The organism is Syntrophorhabdales bacterium (assembly GCA_035541455.1).
GTDB lineage: Bacteria > Desulfobacterota > Syntrophorhabdia > Syntrophorhabdales > WCHB1-27 > JADGQN01.
On sequence record DATKNH010000104.1, the window covers coordinates 12,828 to 30,951 of the forward strand.

At 52.8% G+C, this 18,124-nt stretch carries 14 protein-coding genes; 3 read left to right on the top strand and 11 right to left on the bottom strand.

What is annotated here, in order from left to right; translation table 11 throughout:
* Positions 1–50 precede the first annotated feature (50 nt).
* Positions 51–3,671 carry an FG-GAP-like repeat-containing protein gene (locus VMT71_10760; protein ID HVN24441.1) on the top strand — a complete coding sequence of 1,207 codons (3,621 nt, stop codon included), beginning with the start codon at positions 51–53 and terminating at the stop codon, positions 3,669–3,671.
* A 72-nt stretch (positions 3,672–3,743) separates the two neighbouring features.
* Here VMT71_10760 and VMT71_10765 read toward each other — a convergent pair whose 3' ends face one another.
* Together VMT71_10765 and VMT71_10770 are read right to left on the bottom strand one after the other, a co-directional pair.
* Positions 3,744–4,394 carry a methyltransferase domain-containing protein gene (locus VMT71_10765; protein HVN24442.1) on the bottom strand — a complete coding sequence of 217 codons (651 nt, stop codon included), beginning with the start codon at positions 4,392–4,394 and terminating at the stop codon, positions 3,744–3,746.
* The gene (locus tag VMT71_10770; GenBank protein ID HVN24443.1) at positions 4,378–5,205 is read right to left on the bottom strand and encodes an XrtA system polysaccharide deacetylase; all 828 of its coding nucleotides are present in this window, start codon (positions 5,203–5,205) and stop codon (positions 4,378–4,380) included. Before VMT71_10770 ends, VMT71_10765 begins: the two co-directional genes overlap by 17 nt.
* 159 nt (positions 5,206–5,364) lie before the next feature.
* Between VMT71_10770 and VMT71_10775 the strand changes: the two genes are divergently transcribed.
* On the top strand, positions 5,365–6,828 hold the full coding sequence (locus tag VMT71_10775) for an MBOAT family protein (protein HVN24444.1): 1,464 nt from the start codon (positions 5,365–5,367) through the stop codon (positions 6,826–6,828).
* Between the two features lie 6 nt (positions 6,829–6,834).
* Positions 6,835–7,908, top strand: coding sequence for a hypothetical protein (locus VMT71_10780; protein ID HVN24445.1), 1,074 nt, complete (start codon positions 6,835–6,837; stop codon positions 7,906–7,908).
* 25 nt (positions 7,909–7,933) lie between these two features.
* Here the strand turns inward: VMT71_10780 and VMT71_10785 are convergent, their stop codons facing one another.
* From VMT71_10785 to uvrB, 9 genes are all read right to left on the bottom strand, one after another.
* Complete coding sequence (locus VMT71_10785) at positions 7,934–8,656, bottom strand: DUF2059 domain-containing protein (protein HVN24446.1); 723 nt, start codon at positions 8,654–8,656, stop codon at positions 7,934–7,936.
* Positions 8,657–8,693: 37 nt separating this feature from the next.
* Complete coding sequence (locus tag VMT71_10790) at positions 8,694–8,912, bottom strand: hypothetical protein (GenBank protein HVN24447.1); 219 nt, start codon at positions 8,910–8,912, stop codon at positions 8,694–8,696.
* Positions 8,913–9,175: 263 nt separating this feature from the next.
* Positions 9,176–10,480 carry a metallopeptidase TldD-related protein gene (locus tag VMT71_10795; GenBank protein HVN24448.1) on the bottom strand — a complete coding sequence of 435 codons (1,305 nt, stop codon included), beginning with the start codon at positions 10,478–10,480 and terminating at the stop codon, positions 9,176–9,178.
* Positions 10,473–10,940, bottom strand: coding sequence for an N-acetyltransferase (locus VMT71_10800; protein HVN24449.1), 468 nt, complete (start codon positions 10,938–10,940; stop codon positions 10,473–10,475). Before VMT71_10800 ends, VMT71_10795 begins: the two co-directional genes overlap by 8 nt.
* On the bottom strand, positions 10,918–12,537 hold the full coding sequence (gene recN / locus VMT71_10805; protein HVN24450.1) for a DNA repair protein RecN: 1,620 nt from the start codon (positions 12,535–12,537) through the stop codon (positions 10,918–10,920). The genes VMT71_10800 and recN overlap by 23 nt, the downstream gene beginning before the upstream one ends.
* Positions 12,538–12,541: 4 nt before the next feature.
* The gene (locus VMT71_10810) at positions 12,542–13,402 is read right to left on the bottom strand and encodes an NAD(+)/NADH kinase (protein HVN24451.1); all 861 of its coding nucleotides are present in this window, start codon (positions 13,400–13,402) and stop codon (positions 12,542–12,544) included.
* A gap of 37 nt (positions 13,403–13,439) precedes the next feature.
* The gene (gene radC, locus VMT71_10815; protein ID HVN24452.1) at positions 13,440–14,147 is read right to left on the bottom strand and encodes a DNA repair protein RadC; all 708 of its coding nucleotides are present in this window, start codon (positions 14,145–14,147) and stop codon (positions 13,440–13,442) included.
* Positions 14,148–14,341: 194 nt separating this feature from the next.
* A complete protein-coding gene (uvrC, locus tag VMT71_10820) occupies positions 14,342–16,237 on the bottom strand; it encodes an excinuclease ABC subunit UvrC (protein HVN24453.1) in 1,896 nt (631 codons plus the stop codon).
* A gap of 27 nt (positions 16,238–16,264) precedes the next feature.
* Positions 16,265–18,124: excinuclease ABC subunit UvrB (gene uvrB, locus VMT71_10825; GenBank protein ID HVN24454.1), on the bottom strand; the 1,860-nt coding region annotated here is incomplete at its 5' end.

Genomic DNA, 18,124 nt, shown 5'->3' on the forward strand with positions numbered 1-18,124 from the left:
ACTGCGCCGCCGCTTGAATCAAGGTAGTGTTGCTTTTCTGCGGGGGTCGCATGAAAACAGCACAAACGTGGCGTTATTCATTCCTGCTTTGCTCGCTGCTGCTGGCACTCTTTCCCACCTACACCTGCGCCGACATTGTGTGGCGACAGACCGGATCAGGCGAAGTCGTGCAGTGGCACATGAACGACGCGACAATAGCGTCCAGCACGCTCATCAACACCATTCCTCCTCCCTGGGAGATACAGGGAGTTGGTGATTTCAACGGGGACGGTAAACCCGATATCCTCTGGAGACAGACGCAGTCAGGAGATGTGGCCGTCTGGTACATGAACGGTACAACCATCGCCGGAAGTGCTCACATCAACACCATTCCTCCTCCCTGGGAGATACAGGGAGTTGGTGATTTCAACAATGATGGTAAACCAGATATCCTCTGGCGGCAGACGCAGTCAGGAGATGTGGCCGTCTGGTACATGAACGGGGTAACCATCACGCAGGGTGCGTATGTCAACACCATTCCTCCTCCCTGGGAGATACAGGGAGTTGGTGATTTCAACGGGGATGGCAAACCCGATATCCTCTGGCGGCAGACGCAGTCAGGAGATGTGGCCGTCTGGTACATGAACGGGGTAACCATCACGCAGGGTGCGTATATTAATACCATACCGCAGCCATGGAAAATCGAGGGGTATCGCCCCGCCGCGGTCTCTGGTACAGTAAAAGCTCCCGGAGGCGCTGTTGCCTTTTACCCGAATCCAGGCCTCCTACAACGCCTCGCCCGACTCTTTACTACATCGGCAGACGCAGCCATTGCAGGCATCAGCAATGTTGCCGATGGAACGGTGGTTGAACTCGTGCGGATCGATGACGCGGGGAACGCGCTAAGCACGATAGCGACGACCACGGTAACGAATGGATCGTATTTTTTCAACCTGGCCAGCCTGCACGTTGGATACTCCAGCGACGTGATAGTGCAGGTGCGGAACCAGGCAACCGGCGCTAAAATGCGCGCCTTTGTGACTTCGGGAACTGCCAACATTGATCCTGTATCAGAAGCACTGGTAAGAGCCGCGCTGGAAAAGGTTGTTGCCGTCTCAGGTACGTTGGCGTCCTTTACCCCGCAGGAACTCTGTACCCTGAGTTCAAATATGGATTACCTGACAACGCTAAAGCAGGCTTCGGCGGGTGCGAACCTAGAGAACACCGTTACTAGCGTTAAAGGTCTGCTTGCCGCTGATCCTGCACTCAGTAGTTTCCTCACAGCTGCTTCTGCGCCTGGACAAACCACACAAGTTCCGGTGGACGTGGGAGACTTCTTCCCCATGAGTGTTGGAAACGTGTGGGAAGCCAGGGTAACTATTACGAGTACAGGACAGCCGGCAACCACCTACACGGATGTTATGCAGATCACGGGAACCAGACTCTTCAATGGCGTATCAACTCTCGTCATTCAGGAATCCGATCCATCGCGTGGAATACTCGCGGAAGACTATCGGGCAAAGACGAGCGCCGGCATTACATACTATGGCAATAATGATCCCACGGATACCATAACGCCTTTGATTGTTCCCTACATGGAAGCCCAGTTCCCCTTGCAGGTGGGCTCCAGTTTCGAACAGATCAATAGACCGGGACTTGATTACGGGCAAGATCTCGATGGCGATGGCATTCACGAGACTTTTTCCGTTTATTCGACCACCACTCTTGTGGGATTTGAGGCGGTAACCGTTGATGCGGGTACCTTCAACAACTGTGCAAAGCTTCAAACCACCCTTACTGTAACCGTAACTTTATCCTACTATCACTACCAGGTGACGGTAACAGACGCGCTCACCGAATGGTACGCTCCGGGCGTCGGTCCTGTAAAGAGGCATAGTGTAACCTCAGGGAGCGGGTACTACAGCACAGAAGATTATGTATTGGTTGCTTACAACGCTGATGGAAATCACAGCGCCACGCCATCGGTGGCGTCAGTTCAGCCGGCTCAAGGTACGAGGGTTAAGGCCGCCCCTTCCACAATAACCGTTGTATTCAGCCAAGACATGAATTCTTCTAGCATCAACACCTCGACTTTTACGGTAAGAGACTCCGGCAACAACCCGATTGCAGGGACGGTTTCGTATCAGAATAAGAGGCTTACTTTCACACCGTCCCTACCTTTTCCTGACGGAACGTATACTGTAACCATGTCTACTGGTGTCCGTGATTTCGGAGGTATTTCACTCGTCAGTCCTTACACCTGGTCCTTCACAATCGACACGACTGTTCCTTATGTTGTCTCCACCACTCCAGCCAATGGCGCGATTGGTGTTGGTGTTTCGCCAACAATTACCACTACCTTCAGCGAGGACATGGACCCTGCGACCGTGGGCCTTTGGTATTATTTTTCCATTCGAGATGAGAATAGCCAGCTCATCGGAGGATCAGTTACCTACAGTAACAGAACCGCCACATATTCAACCCAAGGCATCATCCTGCACAGAGGCAAGACCTATACTGCGACTATCGGCACAGGGGCAACAGACCTGGCAGGCAATCATCTATCCAGCGATTACACGTGGAGTTTCAGCATAGAGCCAGGCGTATTTCTATCTTCCGTATCGCTCCCCTCAGTTCCAGGTTATGATATTGAGTCAGTCGCTATCGCCGATATGAATGGCGACGGTCGAAATGATGTTGTCATGGCCTCGTCAAACTATAGCGATGCTACCAGTGCGTTATTAATTTACTCGCAAAATGCTGCACACAGTCTGGATCCGCCTTTGCAGATAGTCTATTCTCCGGGCGGATACTGTGACGCCCAGTCAGTGGCTGTCGGTGATATGAATCACGACGGCAAGGACGACATCGTCGTAGGGAATGCGGGATGCAATCTCATGGTGTTCTTGCAGAACCCTGCCGGAGGATTTGATTCCGGGATAGCGTACCCCACCGGCGACTCAGCCATCATAAAGATTGCAGATCTGAACAATGACGGTCGTATGGATATCGTGAGTACCAGTTCTCAAAACAACACCGTCAGCATCTGGTATCAAAATGCTGGGGGGGGTCTGGATCCGCCCGTGTTTCATTCGTTGGTGCACGGCGGCTACGGTGGCTCAGACTTGGCTGTCGGTGATATCAATAATGACGGAAGGACAGATATTGTGGTCATCAGAGGCGATGCGGGTACCGACGTCGCCATAGGCGTCCTTACCCAGAAGATGGACGGCACGTTCAACGAGGCGATCTACTATAACTTGCCCTTGGTCTCGCAGAAGGCCAGTCTGGCAATAGGAGATGTAAATGGTGATGGCCTGAATGACGTTCTTGTAGGCTACTGGAGTTCTGCCCTTCCGTACCCTGGTACAAGAATAGGCGTGTTTGCCCAGAATGCGCAGGGTGGTCTCGATCCTGCCGTCAGCTATGAAACAGATGCAAACTCACAGTCCATTCAAATAGCAGACGTCAATGGTGACGGATTGAACGATATCATTGCGCGACATCGCGTGTCGACCCTAGGAGTGTTTCTTCAGCAGCCCGGTGCCACGTTCGGCGCAGAGGATTTGTATGACGCACGAAGCGATTTCTTCTATCCCGGATCGATGGCAGTGAGCGATATAAACGGAGACAGAGTAAATGACATCGCATTAGCTGGCTTTAATGGCGCCCTCGTGATCTACCACAGGTAGGGTAACCCTGGAGAGCGTCGGAGGCCAACCACGCCCGATTCGTGCACGATCATACCTTATGCACAAGCGCTTCTAAGTTTTTGCCTTTACCAGATACGCGGCCGGGATGGGGATGATCTCATAGTCAGTGATGCCGGCCGCAGCGTAGAGTTGCACAATCCGTTTCTTTGTATAGAAGAAGACAGGGCAATCTTTGGTGGAGAGCCATATTTTTCTGATTGGTGCCTGCGGCGTGTAAGCGGGAAAGGCTGTTATCATCAGCCCTCTCGTGACCTCCTTCATTTTCTTTATGAAGGGGAGCGGCTCCCTGATATAATCGAGAACACCTATGGCGAGGCTCACATCAAACTTTTCCTTCGGGTCGAATTCCGCAACGAAGTCACAGCACAGGTGCGTAACGCGCAGCGTGGCGCCTGATTCATTTCGCGCCTTGACGTATTCCTCGGCCATACGTATCATCTCGGACGAGTAGTCGATACCGACCACGTCCATGCCTCGCTCCGCAAGAGGAATCGTAAACCTGCCTGCGCCGCAGCCTATATCGAGAATCGATTTCTTTTCCGATCCGCAGAGTTCCAGCGTCATTTCGAATCGCAGCCGCATACCCTTTCTGAAGAATCGGTTTGCAAACCTCGCCAGGGCGCTACCACGGTCCTCATAGATGTCGTCAAAATCTTTCGCGCTTCTGGTGAAATACTCTTTTACCTTAGCGTCTTCCTTCATGCCCGATCCAGTCCTCTGTAGACGTAAACGTGAAATCCGCCAGCAATTTACGAAACTTCTTTTCGGTGGCGGCGATCCGGTAATAGTGATACCATCTCAAACCTTCCATCCGCGGTTTATCCGGATCAAATTCCCATGGATGGATATAGCACACCGCCACGTTGCCCCGCCTGTTGATGCTCTTGAGAGCATGACGGATAAAATAATACGGGAAGAATCTGAAATAGAAGCCACCCGCAACGGGGATCCTCTTGCCGAGGAATGGCGCGGTGTAGATCGACAGGGGTATTTCCATAAAGCCGCTACCCTCTTTTCCGTTGCTTGACTCGATCGCATAGGGATAGAGCGGCGCGTCAGGTATGCCGTAGAGCGGCGTCTTTACAGGAAATATGCTCGAGTCGTACTCCATTCCCAGCTTCCTGAGTACATCGAGCGCCCACAAGGTTTCCTTAACTACCGTGAACTGCGGAGCCCTGTATCCTTTCACTTTCTTGCCCGTGATGCCCTCCAGGATGGCGACGGACCGTTTTACGTCGTCCTCGAATTCCCGGGGATTCTGATCAGAGATTCTTCTGTGGGCATAGCCATGAGATGCTACTTCATGGCCCTGATCCTCGATGCTCCTCACCAGATCAGGAAAACGTTCGGCCACATATCCCAGCACGAAAAATGTGGCTTTGGTGCGCGCATCCTTGAGCAGGGACAATACCTTTTCTGTTGCACCGACGACGCGCGGCTCACATCTGCTCCAGTCCCGCAGTTCCAGGTCACAGTACCAGTCTTCAACGTCTATCTGGAGGATATTCCTCACGTAAACCACCCGAATTTTTGCGGAGAGTATGCGCCAGCCGGCTGTTGATGTCAACCCAAAATTGGGCAATGGGAGTATGGACAAATCAACTGCCGTGTGATATAAGGAGGCCACCAACCGGGCAAACAAGCTCTCGCGCAAGAGTGCCCACGAACATACATGACCTTTAACTCCCACGAATTCATTCTCCTGTTTCTTCCCTGCACGCTCGTAGTCTACCTCCTGCTCAACAGATGGCGCTTGACTCTCGCTTCGACCGTTTGGCTGATCGTCTGCTCGTTCGTCTTTTACTCCCGGGATGACATGATGTCGGGGTTGGTTCTCGCTTTTTCCATACTGTTCAATTTCTGCCTCGGCCTTGCATTAACAAGCCACGCTCCTTCAATGACCGGACAGACCAAACGCAAGACCCTCCTTATTGTCGGCATAGCGGTAAGCATTGTCCTGCTCGGCTACTACAAGTACACGAGCTTTGTGATGTACAACCTGAATGCACTCTTTGGTCTGGGCATCCCCGTGAAGAAAATGCTCTTACCACTCGGCATAAGCTTCTTCACCTTCACCCAGATTGCGTACCTCGTAGATATCTATCGCAATCCGGATAGACGGACCGGCTTTCTCAACTATGCGCTTTTCATCTCGTTCTTTCCCCGGCTTGTGGCCGGCCCCATCGCCCGGTACGATGAAATAATACCGCAGCTGCAGAGCTTGAGGAGCAAGACACTCAACTATCGAAATCTGTCGCTGGCACTTTTCCTTTTCTCCGTAGGGCTCTTCAAGAAGGTAGAGATTGCGGACCGCTTTCAGGGCTGGGCTGCCCAGGGGTTCGACGGCGGGCAGAATCTAAATCTTCTCCTCGCCTGGGCGACCTCTCTCTGCTACACGTTCCAGATATATTTTGATTTTTCAGGGTATACCGATATGGCTATCGGTGCCGCGCTTTTTTTCAACATACGGCTCCCCATCAATTTCAACAGCCCCTACAAAGCGCTCGATATACAGGATTTCTGGCGCCGCTGGCACATCACGCTCACCAGGTTCCTGAGAGATTATATCTATATACCGCTCGGGGGCAACCGTGTATCTGAGGCGCACATATACTGCAATCTCATGGCTACCTTCCTGATCGGCGGCCTGTGGCACGGTGCGGGTTGGACGTTCATTTTCTGGGGCTTTCTCCATGGAGCAGCGCTTATCATCCATCGCGCATGGAAGAAGATGGGGCTGCGAATGCCCAACGTGATCGCCTGGCTCGTGACATTCAACTTCGTCAATGTAGCATGGGTATTCTTCCGGGCAAAAACCTGGAGCGATGCCATACGGGTGCTCAAGGGCATGGCAGGCCTCACCGGCGTGGCTCTTCCCGAGGAGTGGTCCAGAACACTCCACTCTCTCGCGAGCTACGGAATAACGTTTATGCCCTGGAAACGTGTGATGGAAGGCAGCAGAGACTCGTGGCTCTTCATCGCCGGAGCGCTGATCATCTGTTTGTGTTTCAAGAATTCCAACCAGATGGCGGACGGATTCAAGCCCGACTGGAAGGCGCTTATCGTGTTGTCAGCCGGAGCCTACGCCATGCTGCACATGGCGGTGATGCAGGAATTTGTCTACCGGTTTTTCTGAGGTGTCATGAAGCGTTACAGAAAATGGTTTTTCACAGGGATAATCCTCATGGCAGCAGAACTGGGCGCCGTCGCACTTTTCAACTACATTGTCGACCCGAACGGCGTTTTCAGGTACGGACCGTGGCGCCACGACGTTGCGTACCAGTTTTCGCTGGCGAACAAGAACTTCGTAAAGACTCGCTATATCGCTTCCAACCCGGAGAAGTACGACTGCCTCATCTTCGGGTCGTCACGAGTAAACGGAATCGATGGGAGAGACGCCAAGGGTTATAGCTGCTACAACATGACCTACCCGGGCGGTCTGCCGCGCAACCATCTGGACAACCTCCGCTACCTGCTGAGCAAAGGGGTCCGGCCTAAGGTAGTTCTCATCGGCCTCGACGAATTCTCCTACAAACTGGACCCTGCAGAGCACTTCACTGATTATGTGCGTTATCCCTATCCTCCGGTGGTGCACCAGAGCACATTTCTTTTTTATCTCAAATACCTCATTCGCTATTCTTCAAGAAGCATGAAGGAACCGCTCGAAGGGTTCGAGGGGAAAAGACGCCCCATCCCCTACGATCACTACGGCACAGGCCTTGAGTTGGCAGGACCCGAGGCAGAAAAGGCAATTGATGCGGACCCGATCAACTACGCAAAGGCAGAAAAATTCAAAGAGCCTCTGCTCATGCACGGTAACAGGATGAAAGAAGCTCTGGAGGAAATCAGGGAGACCGTGGAGCTCCTGAAAGCGCACGGTATACAGACGATCATTTTCATTAACCCCATACACCAGACCACGTATCTCGCCACAGGGCTGGACAAGCTACTCCTCTTTGAAAAGGAATTGAGTAAGATCACAAGCTTTTACGATTTCAGCGGCCTGAACTCCATCACTACCAATAACAACTACTACTACGAAACTTCGCACTACAGGCCGATCGTCGGCGCGATGATTCTTGCACGGATGTTACATGACACCAGCGTCAAGGTGCCTGCCGATTTCGGCGTGCTCGTGACAAAAGAGAACGTCGACGCACATATTCCACAACTGAGGGCTCAGGTGGCGGGTCTGGGCCCGGCAGTGAAGTGGTGAGAGATCGCCTTCGGTGGGGCTTCTGTCACTCCTTGGGGATTTTTTCCAGTTCCTGTTTGATTCGCTTAAGCTCTTCCTCGGCAACAGTTTGGCCTACCTTCTGAAGCTTCTGCGTATACAGCTCGTTAAAGAGTGATACCGACTCCTGCATAATGACAGGGGTCGTGCTCACAAATTTCTTTCCCACAGGGCTTTCGTAGAACTGAAGAACCGATTCCAGGTCCGATGCGGTGAAGTGTCGGTCATAGAGAGGGTAATAGACTCGGTCAACGAGTTCGGCGAATGGGAGTTCCTGTTTCATCGCGGCTGTCATCTTTCCTGTCAGTCTTCCCATTGCATCTTCCATGATTTGTCCAAACTTCTTCTTCTGCTCAGGGGTTGCCTTCTCCATTTTCTCTATCGTCTGCCGCACATTTGCCTGCAACACCATCCCGACCTGATTGACCATGATCTCTATGATTTGACTGTACCGCGCCTGCATGTCAGTGACGAGCATGAGTCTTTCAAAGAGTTGTCTCTTTTCCGGGTTGCCGGATTCCGCCGCACGTGCACCAGTGATTGAAATAAATCCCATAACGGAGCACAGGAAAATTGCCAACAAAGCATTCTTGCCAATAGACATCATACATCTCTCTCCCGAATTGATCTTAATTCCAACAAAAAGCTGAGCCACGCGGCGGTGCTGTACTGTCACGTCGGCTGCAGCATATCGTTCGGCTTTCGTCTCTATTCTGTATCTGCCGTTCACAGTTCGATCCCTTGACAAAGAATCCTTTCTCAGCTTTTCAGTGCAGTATGAGCTTGCATATCTTATGGCCAAGATGCACTCTGTCTAGATCTCCATCGTTGTTTATGCAATCAAACGTGACCAATCCGACGGCGGGCCTGCGGGTCGCGGGCAGGATCGGACCGTACACGTTCAGATAGATAGAGTCAGCGACCACGGAATCGATCTCGATACCGTTTCTGTCGTGAAGAGAAAGATGCGAGACCAACTTGTACAAATGAGACTTCGGATCAATATAACATATGGATTTGTGCTTGAATGTGAACACCTGATCCATATGCTCCTTTGTTTCAATGTTGATCGGAGCGCACCTGGTCATTTGTTCGCAAAAACTATGTACTCTGAATTTCCCCTGTCATTTACCGTATTCTGAGTCCAGAATCTGCACGCTACATTGTCCCAAGTCTTTGCCAAAGCCTCTTCCGTCATTATAGCCGCAGGCTGCACGCTGTCAATCCTTGCCTGGTGAGGCACGTGGACTTATGTGCCGCTTATTTTCAATCCCGTGATGTAGAGGGTTGGCGAGCCATGAGCGCCGTAAAAGGTGAGATCGTTTCCCACAGCCTTCACGTTCTTCAACAGTTCGAACACATTTCCTGAAAATACCACACCCTTGAATGGTCTCTCCTCACCGTTCTTACGGAAGCGTCCCAGGGCTCCGACCGAGAAATCGCCGGTGACGCCATTGGCTGTGTGCGTGCCCATTAGTTCTTCGATGATGATTCCGTCCTGGAAGGTTGCGGCTACGTCCTCTTGTCCCTTTTCAATATAAAACCCTCTGTGAGAGCACTTCGGCGGCTCCCTGAGTCCCATCCTGACTCCGTTCCCGGTTGATGCGCGCTTCATTTTTCGACCGTAGTAGATGTCAAAAAGGAAACCGTGAAAGTAACCGTCGCGTACGAGGGCATTCTCCTGCGATGGCACGCCTTCACCATCGAAAGGAAAGCTGCCCATGCCTGCAAGTCCTGAATCTGTGATATTAAGAGCAGGAGAAAAACATTGTTGACCCTGCCGGTCTTTGAGCCACGTCTTGTCCTTGTGCAGGCTCTCACCGAGGAAAGAAGGCGCCAGCACGTCCAGCATGTCACACGCAGCACCGGGAGTCAACAATCCCTCGTAGACGCCGGTCGGCAATACGCAGCCGTCGAGGAAGGAGATTGCCTTTTCAGCAATTCGTCTGCCCAGCGACGCAGGCTCACATGCGCTGAGGACGTGGCTCCACCGCCAGTCATACCATGAAACTTCCTCGCCGTTCTTGGCGACCGCAAGCCCGCCCAGCGTATACATGGTCTTGCGTGCTTCTGCCTCCAACCCGTTAGTATTGAAAATTGAGCACTCGATCTCGACCTCTTGCAGTTCGCAGTTGCGGGTCTGCACGATCCTCTTGTCGTAATCTAGGATGCTTCGCTCAAGCGCGAGCACCCGCTCGCTCTTCTCATTGTCCTGCGTCTCGAGACCGACGCGGTCACAAGCCTCAAATGCCGGATATGTGGCAAACTTTTCCGAAAAGCCCACGTGCTCGTCCCTGTCCATAAAGGGAACCAGCGCAACTGCATTTTCTGACAGGGCGGAAGCTGCTTTTTCCCCTTTTTCATACGTATACGAAAAGACCAGGCGGCGGTCCTTTATCGCGCGAAGGGCTATGCCCTCCTCTTCTTTAAATACCAGCCCGTAGAGCTCTCGTTGGAAGCTTTCATACCTTTTTGTCCGTTCCCTGATCAGGCAGACCTCGTAACTGTCGAACGCGTTTCGCAAGGTGCGGGTCAGGTGCTCTCTGTCAACCATGATTACTCTCCACTAGATTGACCACCATCGCTACTTCATCACACAGGGGAAATTTAGCGCACTTGATGCAATCTGTCCATATCTTCTGGGGCAGTTCGGACTTGTCCACCAGCCGGAAGCCGAGTTTACCAAAGAATTCTTCCTGATACGTAAGAAGAAAAACTCTTTCAAGGCAAAAGTCCTTTGCCTCATCCAGGCAAGCAGTCACCAGGCGTCTTCCTACGCCCTTCTTTCTCGAGCCGGGAACCACGCACAGCGAGCGTATCTCTGCCAGATCTTCCCAGCACACGTGCAGGGCACAGGCGCCCAGGACCTCCCCAGCGTCTTCGTACACAAAATAATCCCTCATGTTGTCGTACAGTTCGGCGAGCGACCGCGAAAGCATCTCTCCCTTGGCAGCGCACTCATTGATGAGGCGGTGAACCGTTTTTATGTCGCTAATTCTTGCTTTCCTGAGCATTCTTCAGCATCTCCTCAGCCTGACTAACTGTCCTCTCTGTGATCTTCACGCCGCCAAGCATGCGGGCTATCTCCACTATCCGTTCGTCCCACGCGAGTTCCCGCACGGCAGTCCTGGTCGATCCCTCGTCCTGCGATTTTTCGACAAGAAAATGATGATCGCCGAAAGCTGCGATCTGCGGGAGATGCGTGATACAGATCACCTGGCTGTTGTGGGCGAGCTCGCGCAATCTCTTCCCCACGATTTCCGCTACCTTCCCCCCTATGCCCGCGTCGATCTCGTCAAATATCATGGTCATGCCGCTTGTGCCGCCCACAATACGCTTGATAGCCAGCATCACCCTCGACAGCTCTCCACCCGACGCAACCTTTCTCAAGGGCCTGAGGGGCTCACCCGGGTTGGCGCTGAGCAGGAACTCGATGTCGTCCCTGCCTTCCTCATCAACAACGCCTTTGTCTGAAATCACTATCTTGAAGTTCACACCCTTCATGGAAAGCAATTCCAACTCTCTCGCCACTGCCTCTTCAATCTTCTTCGCGCCTTTCTTTCTCTCGGCCGAAAGATGTTCTGCCCGTTCTGTCACTTCCTTTTCCAGTATGTCCCTTTTCTTTTCCAATTCTTCCATGTTCGATGAGAGTGCCGAAAGATAGGCTAACGAGTTTCTCGCCCACTGCTCATATTCCTTGATCTCCCTGTACGTCTTTCCATATTTGTCCTGGAGCCGCCGGATCCGGTAGAGTCTGTCCTCCATCTCCTCGATCTGCTGCGGGTCATAGACGAACAGTTTCTCCTGCTTCTTTATCTCTTCCGCTATGTCTTCCACCTCAAAGAAGAGCGCCTCGACCCTGCCTTTCAGTGTATCGATAGCCTCGACTTTCGCCAGGCTCTTGAGTGCCGCAACCGCTGTCTTGAGGATAGTGTGGGCCGAGCCTTCATCTTCATAAAGACCCTTGTTCACGTTTTCAAGAACGGATGTTATTTTTTCTGCATCCTTGAGGAGCACCAGCCGTTCCTTTATTGTATTCTCTTCATCTTCCTGAAGGTTTTCCTTCTCTATCTCCATCAGCTGAAACTGCAGCAGGCCTATCTCCTTGTCACGACCCTGCACCTCATTCTTTTTCTTGGTAAGGACCGCAACAACCTCTTTGAAGTCCCTGACCCGTTCCGCGAGCAGCCTCCGTTCCTTTTCAAGAGAAAGGAGGCCGTCCAATATAGCAGGGTAGTGCTCTTTTCTCAGCAGATCCTGCGACTCTCCTTGCCCGTAAATGCTCGTCAATTCCTCCCCGAGACTCTCAAGCCGCTTGCGGGTTACGGGCTGTTCATTGATGAAAGCTCTCGACTTGCCCTGATCGCCGATGATGCGTTTCAGAATATACTCATCCCTCTTGCGGTAGTACTGACCGATTATCTCGGCCTTGTCTGTATTGGATCGCACCACATCGGTGGGTATTCTTGCGTTGATGAGGGCTGATACCGCATTGATGATAATCGACTTGCCTGCACCGGTCTCGCCGGTAATGACGTTGAGACCCTCTTTAAACTCGACCTCCAATTCGTCAATGATGGCAAAGTTCTTCACCTTCAGGTATGCCAGCATATAATTATCGCTCTCCCCACTTCAGTTTTGTCCGGAGCACCTCGAAGTAGCCCCGTGACCTTGACGTTATGAGGTTGACCGCATACGGCGATTTCTTAACCGTAACATCGTCTCCGAACTCCAACGGAAAGCCTATCTGCCCGTCCAGCGTAAGAATGACTCTTTCGTCTTTTGCAAGCAGGACAGCCTTGATTGCTGCTTCCTCGGGCAGCAGGATCGGCCGGTTTGTCAACATGTGCGGACAGATCGGCGTCACGACAATGTTTGTGAGGGAGGGGTGGAGGATCGGCCCGCCCGCTGCGAGCGAATAGCCCGTCGAGCCGGTAGCGGTCGAGATGACCAGTCCGTCGGCCCTGTAGGTGGTCAGATACTCGTCGTTCACAAAGGTCTCGATATCGATTATCCTGGCAAGTGCCTCCTTGGTAATCACCGCATCATTGAGCACCGAAAGGTCGAATACGAGTTCATTGTTGCGCTTTACCACCACGCTCAGCATGGCACGACGGGAAAGATTGTGCTCCCCCCGCATAACCGACGCAAGCATATCCGGCAGTTCTTCCAGCGAGATTTCCGTGAGGAATCCCAGACCCCCCAGGTTCACCCCCAGGATCGGCACCTCGCGTCCTTTGAGCTGGCGCGCAACTGCCAGCAGTGTACCATCGCCTCCAAGGACAATGATGACACCAGCCCCTTCTCCTACATGCTCGAGCTCGAATACTTTCCCGTAGCCGATCTCTGATGCCGCCTCTTCATTGAGAAGGACATCCGTTTTAGTTCCGAATCGCGTTATGATCTCCTGCGCGGCTGTGAGGGCGTCCTCTTTCTTTCGCTTGCAGACGATGTGGATCGGGATCTTTCCCTCCATGTAAAGAAATCTCTCCTTCAGGTATATCTATCTTACGTTAAAGCAGTCCTCTTTCCTTGAAGCTGACAAATTCGTCTGTCGCGGTGACGATGATATGGTCCAGCACCTCTATGCCCAGAAGCCTTCCCGCCTCTACCAACCGTTGCGTCAGCTTCACGTCATCCTCTGACGGCTCCGCGTTGCCTGACGGGTGATTATGGGCCAGCACCACGGAAGAGGCACTGTGCGCAATCGCTTTCTTGAATACCTCCCTGGGGTGTACCAGGCTGGCATTCGCCGTACCGACGGAAATAGTGCTGATATCGAGAATAACGTTCCGCACATTGAGAAGGACAAGCTTGAAGTGTTCCTTGGCTTTGTCCTGGATTGTTGCCCTGACCGCTTTCACCACGACGTGCGGACTGGTAAGCTCGTACTTGTACCGCGAGGGTTTATCGACCACCTGGTCCTGCCTTCTGCCGAGTTCGAAGCACGCTTTCAGTTGAGCCGCCTTTGCAGGCCCTATTCCCGCCACGCCGGATAGCTCCTCCAGGGTCGCCTCGCTTACACCTCTGATATTTTTGAAGCGCCGCAAAAGCTCCTGAGCAATGATTATCGCAGACTTACCTGCTACACCGCGGCCGATCACCAGTGCCAGCAGTTCAGGGCCGGACAGCGCGCGGGGACCAAGTCTTTTCAGGCGTTCCCGCGGTCTTTCTTCCACGGGCAGATCGTGTATGGTGAAGGAACTCTCCGGTTCAGACATAGTGCGTTTGAACCATTATAGCCGATCACACCGCGATTGCAAAAGGAATTTCTCCCTGAGGGATAACAGGCTTCAGGCTCTGAAGGTCAGACTAAGAGGCAGACCTCAGACATCAGACTTAGAGCGAACCCCAGACTTTGATGCAGATTTTAAATTTAATTGCCGCCAAGAAGTCTTTGAGACTGATGTCTGCCTTAAGGTCTGATGTCCGAGGTCTTTGGTTTGTTTTCTTCCGACGCTTGGAGGGCGGTTTTGATTTCCTCGGCGATCTTTCTGTTGAACCCGGGCAACTGTGCGATCAGTTCTGCATCCGCATGGCGTATGGCGTCCAGAGAGGGGAAGGTCCTGAGAAGCAGCATCATTCTCTTCTTCCCCACGCCCTTGATGTCCGGCAGCACCGACGAAAGGTCTTCCCTGCGCTTCCACCTCTTGTGGGAACTGATTGCGAACCTGTGGGCTTCATCCCGCATCCTGACGATTTCTTTGAAAACGGGTGAGGATTTGGGAAGAAGCAATGGGTTTTTGCGGAGCGGCACGTAGAGCACATCTTCCATTCTTTTCCTTCCCTGACCTTTGGCAATGCCTATGAGGTCCGGGCTGATTGAGAGCGCCCTGAACACATTCAACACGCCCGACAACTGCCCCTTGCCGCCGTCAAGAATTACAAGGTCGGGCAAAGGGCGGATGGCTTCATCTTTCATTCTGCGTGAAAGCACTTCGCTCATCATGGCCACGTCGTCTTCAGGTTGAGCCTCCCTTATGTGAAAGACCCTGTAGGCGTCTTTGCGCGGTTTGAAGTCCTCGAAGACAACCATGATGCCTGAGGGGCTCGTACCACCCGTGTGCGAAACGTCATACACTTCAATCCGATGAGGAACTCTACTCAGATGAAGCATTCTTTTGAACGCTTCGTCAGTCTTTACCGTTTCTACCTCGTGGAGGTTTTCAACGGCCAGTCTGATCATGTCACCCGCGCCGCGAGACTCAGGCCCGAGTACACGCAAGGTGCGCCTCTTCTCCCTCAAATACTGCTCCAGAAGGGGGAGGTCCTCCAGAGCCTCTGAGACGATCACCTCATCAGGAACAGGGCGGCTCGTGTAATATTGAAAAATGAAGGACGAAAATGCCTCATCCGGATTAAGAGAGAAAGGCTCATGAAAAATCCTTTTCGAAATCAAGACACCCCTGCGGAAACTGAGGAGCACAATCCTGAGCCGGCGCTCTTCCCTCAGCACTGCCCAGACATCCCGGTTTTTGCCGAGGTGTTCATGGACATGCTGCTTTTCTATTAATCGTTTCAGCGCATGGTAGCGCTCCCGTTTCTCCTGTGCATGCTCAAAATCCCAGGCCTTGGCCGCCTCATCTATCTGTTCTTCGAGGCTCTTGAGCAGCTTTTCGTCCCTGCCAGAGAGAAAATCTATGAGCTCATCCACGACCGCCCGGTAGGACGCCTCATCTGCGTAACCGACACAGGGCCCGAGGCACTTCTTGATATCATAGAGAATGCAGGGCCTCGTTCTTCCCTTAAAGACTGCATCCTTGCACCGCCGCACAGGATACAACGACTGGACAATCTTGAGGAAGTCTCTTACGTCGCGGGCGTGTGGATGGGGCCCGAAGTAGAGTGCGCCGTCATCCTTGATATTTCTGGTCGCGGACAATGCGGGAAATTTGTCCTTGACGCTCAGCCGTAAAGAGATGTACGTCTTGTCGTCCTTAAGTACTACGTTATATTTCGGCTGATGCTCTTTTATCAGGTTGTTTTCGAGTAGAAAGGCCTCCTTCTCGTTGCCGGTAAGCACGAAGGAAACGTTCTCGATGGTCGAGAGAAGCCGCTCCAGACGGTGTTCCTTAGCTCCTTCCGCGAAGTAACTCCCTACCCTGTCACGAAGGTTCTTCGCCTTGCCCACATAGATAATCCGGCCGTCCTTATCCCTGAAGAGATAGACGCCAGGGCTCTCCGGCAGGTTCGCCAGTGTCTCTTCAGCAATCACCGATAAACCCCAGTACGTAAGCAGTGAGCGGCAAGCAGTAAGCAGTGAATACCGAAGTGCAAAGCTCTGTTTGCCTGCGTGTCTTTCACTGCTCACCGCTCACTGCTTACTGCTCACTTTCTCTTAAAGTGTGATCTCCATCTTTTCCAGCTTCAACAGTCTATCCCGCAGTTGCGCCGCCCGTTCAAAATCCCATTTCTTTGCAGCGTCATCGATCTCCCGCTTGAGCTTCTTCATCACCCTGGTGAGCTTCTTCGGCTGAATGCCCTGCTCCTCGAACTCATCCATGGGCACTGTGTAATAATCTTTCTCGTAGATGGAAGCGAGCACATCGACAATCTGTTTCTTGATTCCTTCCGGCGTGATGCCGTGGGTCTTGTTATACTGGGACTGGACTTTCCTTCTCCGCTCAGTCTCCTCGATCGTCCTCCGCATAGAGTCGGTCATGGTATCAGCGTACATCAGAACCCTGCCGTTGAGGTTACGTGCTGCCCTTCCGCACGTCTGGATCAATGACGTCTGGGAGCGCAGGAAGCCTTCCTTGTCAGCATCCAGAATGGCGATCAGTGATACTTCCGGCAGATCGAGCCCCTCCCTCAGCAGATTGACGCCCACGAGCACATCAAAGGCGCCAAGGCGCAGATCGCGCACGATGGCAACCCGCTCCAGGGTATCGATCTCCGAATGAAGGTACTTCGCCTTGATGCCTGCATTGAGGAGAAAATCAGTGAGATCCTCCGCGAAACGCTTGGTCAGCGTTGTCACAAGGACGCGCTCGCTCTTTCCGGTCACGACCTTGATCTCTTCCAGCAGGTTGTCGATCTGGTTCTTCGACGGCCTCACCTCAATTTTTGGATCGATAAGGCCGGTGGGCCGCACGATCTGCTCGACCACGTGACCCGCTGCCTTGCCGATCTCGTAGAGAGCAGGTGTGGCCGAGATGTAGACAATCTGGTGCGCCCGCTTTTGAAATTCCTCGAATGTCAGCGGCCTGTTGTCAATGGCTGAGGGGAGCCTGAAACCGTACTCGACGAGGGTTTCCTTGCGTGACCGGTCGCCGCGGTACATGCCCTGCAACTGCGGTATGGTCACATGGCTCTCGTCGATCAGCACGAGCGCGTTCTTCGGAAGGTAGTCGAGGAGCGTGGGCGGCGGCTCGCCCGGCTTTCTTCCCGTCAGGTGGCGCGAGTAGTTCTCTATGCCCTGGCAGTAGCCGATCTCGCTGAGCATCTCCAGATCGTACTTGGTCCTTGCCTCGAGCCTCTGCGCCTCGAGGAGCTTGTTAGCTCCCCGCAGTTGCTTCAACCGCTCGGCAAGCTCCGCGCGTATACTCCCTATTGCGGCTTCTATCTTTTCTTTTGGCGTCACATAGTGCGTGGCTGGAAATATAGTGATCCGGTTGAGTTTCTCCCGGCTCTTCCCGCTCAAAGGATCAATCACGTACAGGCCCGAGACTCTGTCGTGATCAAGCACGATCCTGTACGCCTTGTCCTCCTCGTATGCAGGATACACGTCAACCGTCTCTCCGCGGACCCTGAACCTGCCCCTGTAGAAATCCATCTCATTTCTCTCGTACTGACACTGGATCAGCTTGTCAAAGAGCGCCCTCCGGTCGATCTCGTCGCCTTCCTCAACACGAACCAGCATGCCATAATACGCCTCGGGGGAGCCCAGACCGTAGATGCAGGAAACGCTGGCAACGATGAGTACGTCCTCTCTTTCGAAAAGGGCATTTGTCGCAGAGAGACGGAGCTTGTCTATCTCTTCGTTGATGGAAGAATCTTTCTCGATATAAGTATCCGTGGGCGGAACATACGCTTCCGGCTGGTAATAATCGTAGTAGCTCACGAAAAAGTGTATCGCGTTGTCCGGAAAGAGAGTCTTGAACTCTGCGTAGAGCTGGGCTGCGAGCGTCTTGTTGTGCGATATGACAAGCGCCGGCCGCTGCACGCGCTCGACAACATTCGCCATGGTAAAGGTCTT

Coding starts and splice junctions, on each gene's coding strand:
- VMT71_10810 (HVN24451.1), bottom strand. CDS start 13,402: ATGGAGGGAAAGATCCCGATCCACATCGTCTGCAAGCGAAAGAAAGAG.
- VMT71_10795 (HVN24448.1), bottom strand. CDS start 10,480: ATGGTTGACAGAGAGCACCTGACCCGCACCTTGCGAAACGCGTTCGAC.
- VMT71_10760 (HVN24441.1), top strand. CDS start 51: ATGAAAACAGCACAAACGTGGCGTTATTCATTCCTGCTTTGCTCGCTG.
- VMT71_10775 (HVN24444.1), top strand. CDS start 5,365: ATGACCTTTAACTCCCACGAATTCATTCTCCTGTTTCTTCCCTGCACG.
- VMT71_10765 (HVN24442.1), bottom strand. CDS start 4,394: ATGAAGGAAGACGCTAAGGTAAAAGAGTATTTCACCAGAAGCGCGAAA.
- recN (HVN24450.1), bottom strand. CDS start 12,537: ATGCTGGCATACCTGAAGGTGAAGAACTTTGCCATCATTGACGAATTG.
- radC (HVN24452.1), bottom strand. CDS start 14,147: ATGTCTGAACCGGAGAGTTCCTTCACCATACACGATCTGCCCGTGGAA.
- VMT71_10800 (HVN24449.1), bottom strand. CDS start 10,940: ATGCTCAGGAAAGCAAGAATTAGCGACATAAAAACGGTTCACCGCCTC.
- VMT71_10780 (HVN24445.1), top strand. CDS start 6,835: ATGAAGCGTTACAGAAAATGGTTTTTCACAGGGATAATCCTCATGGCA.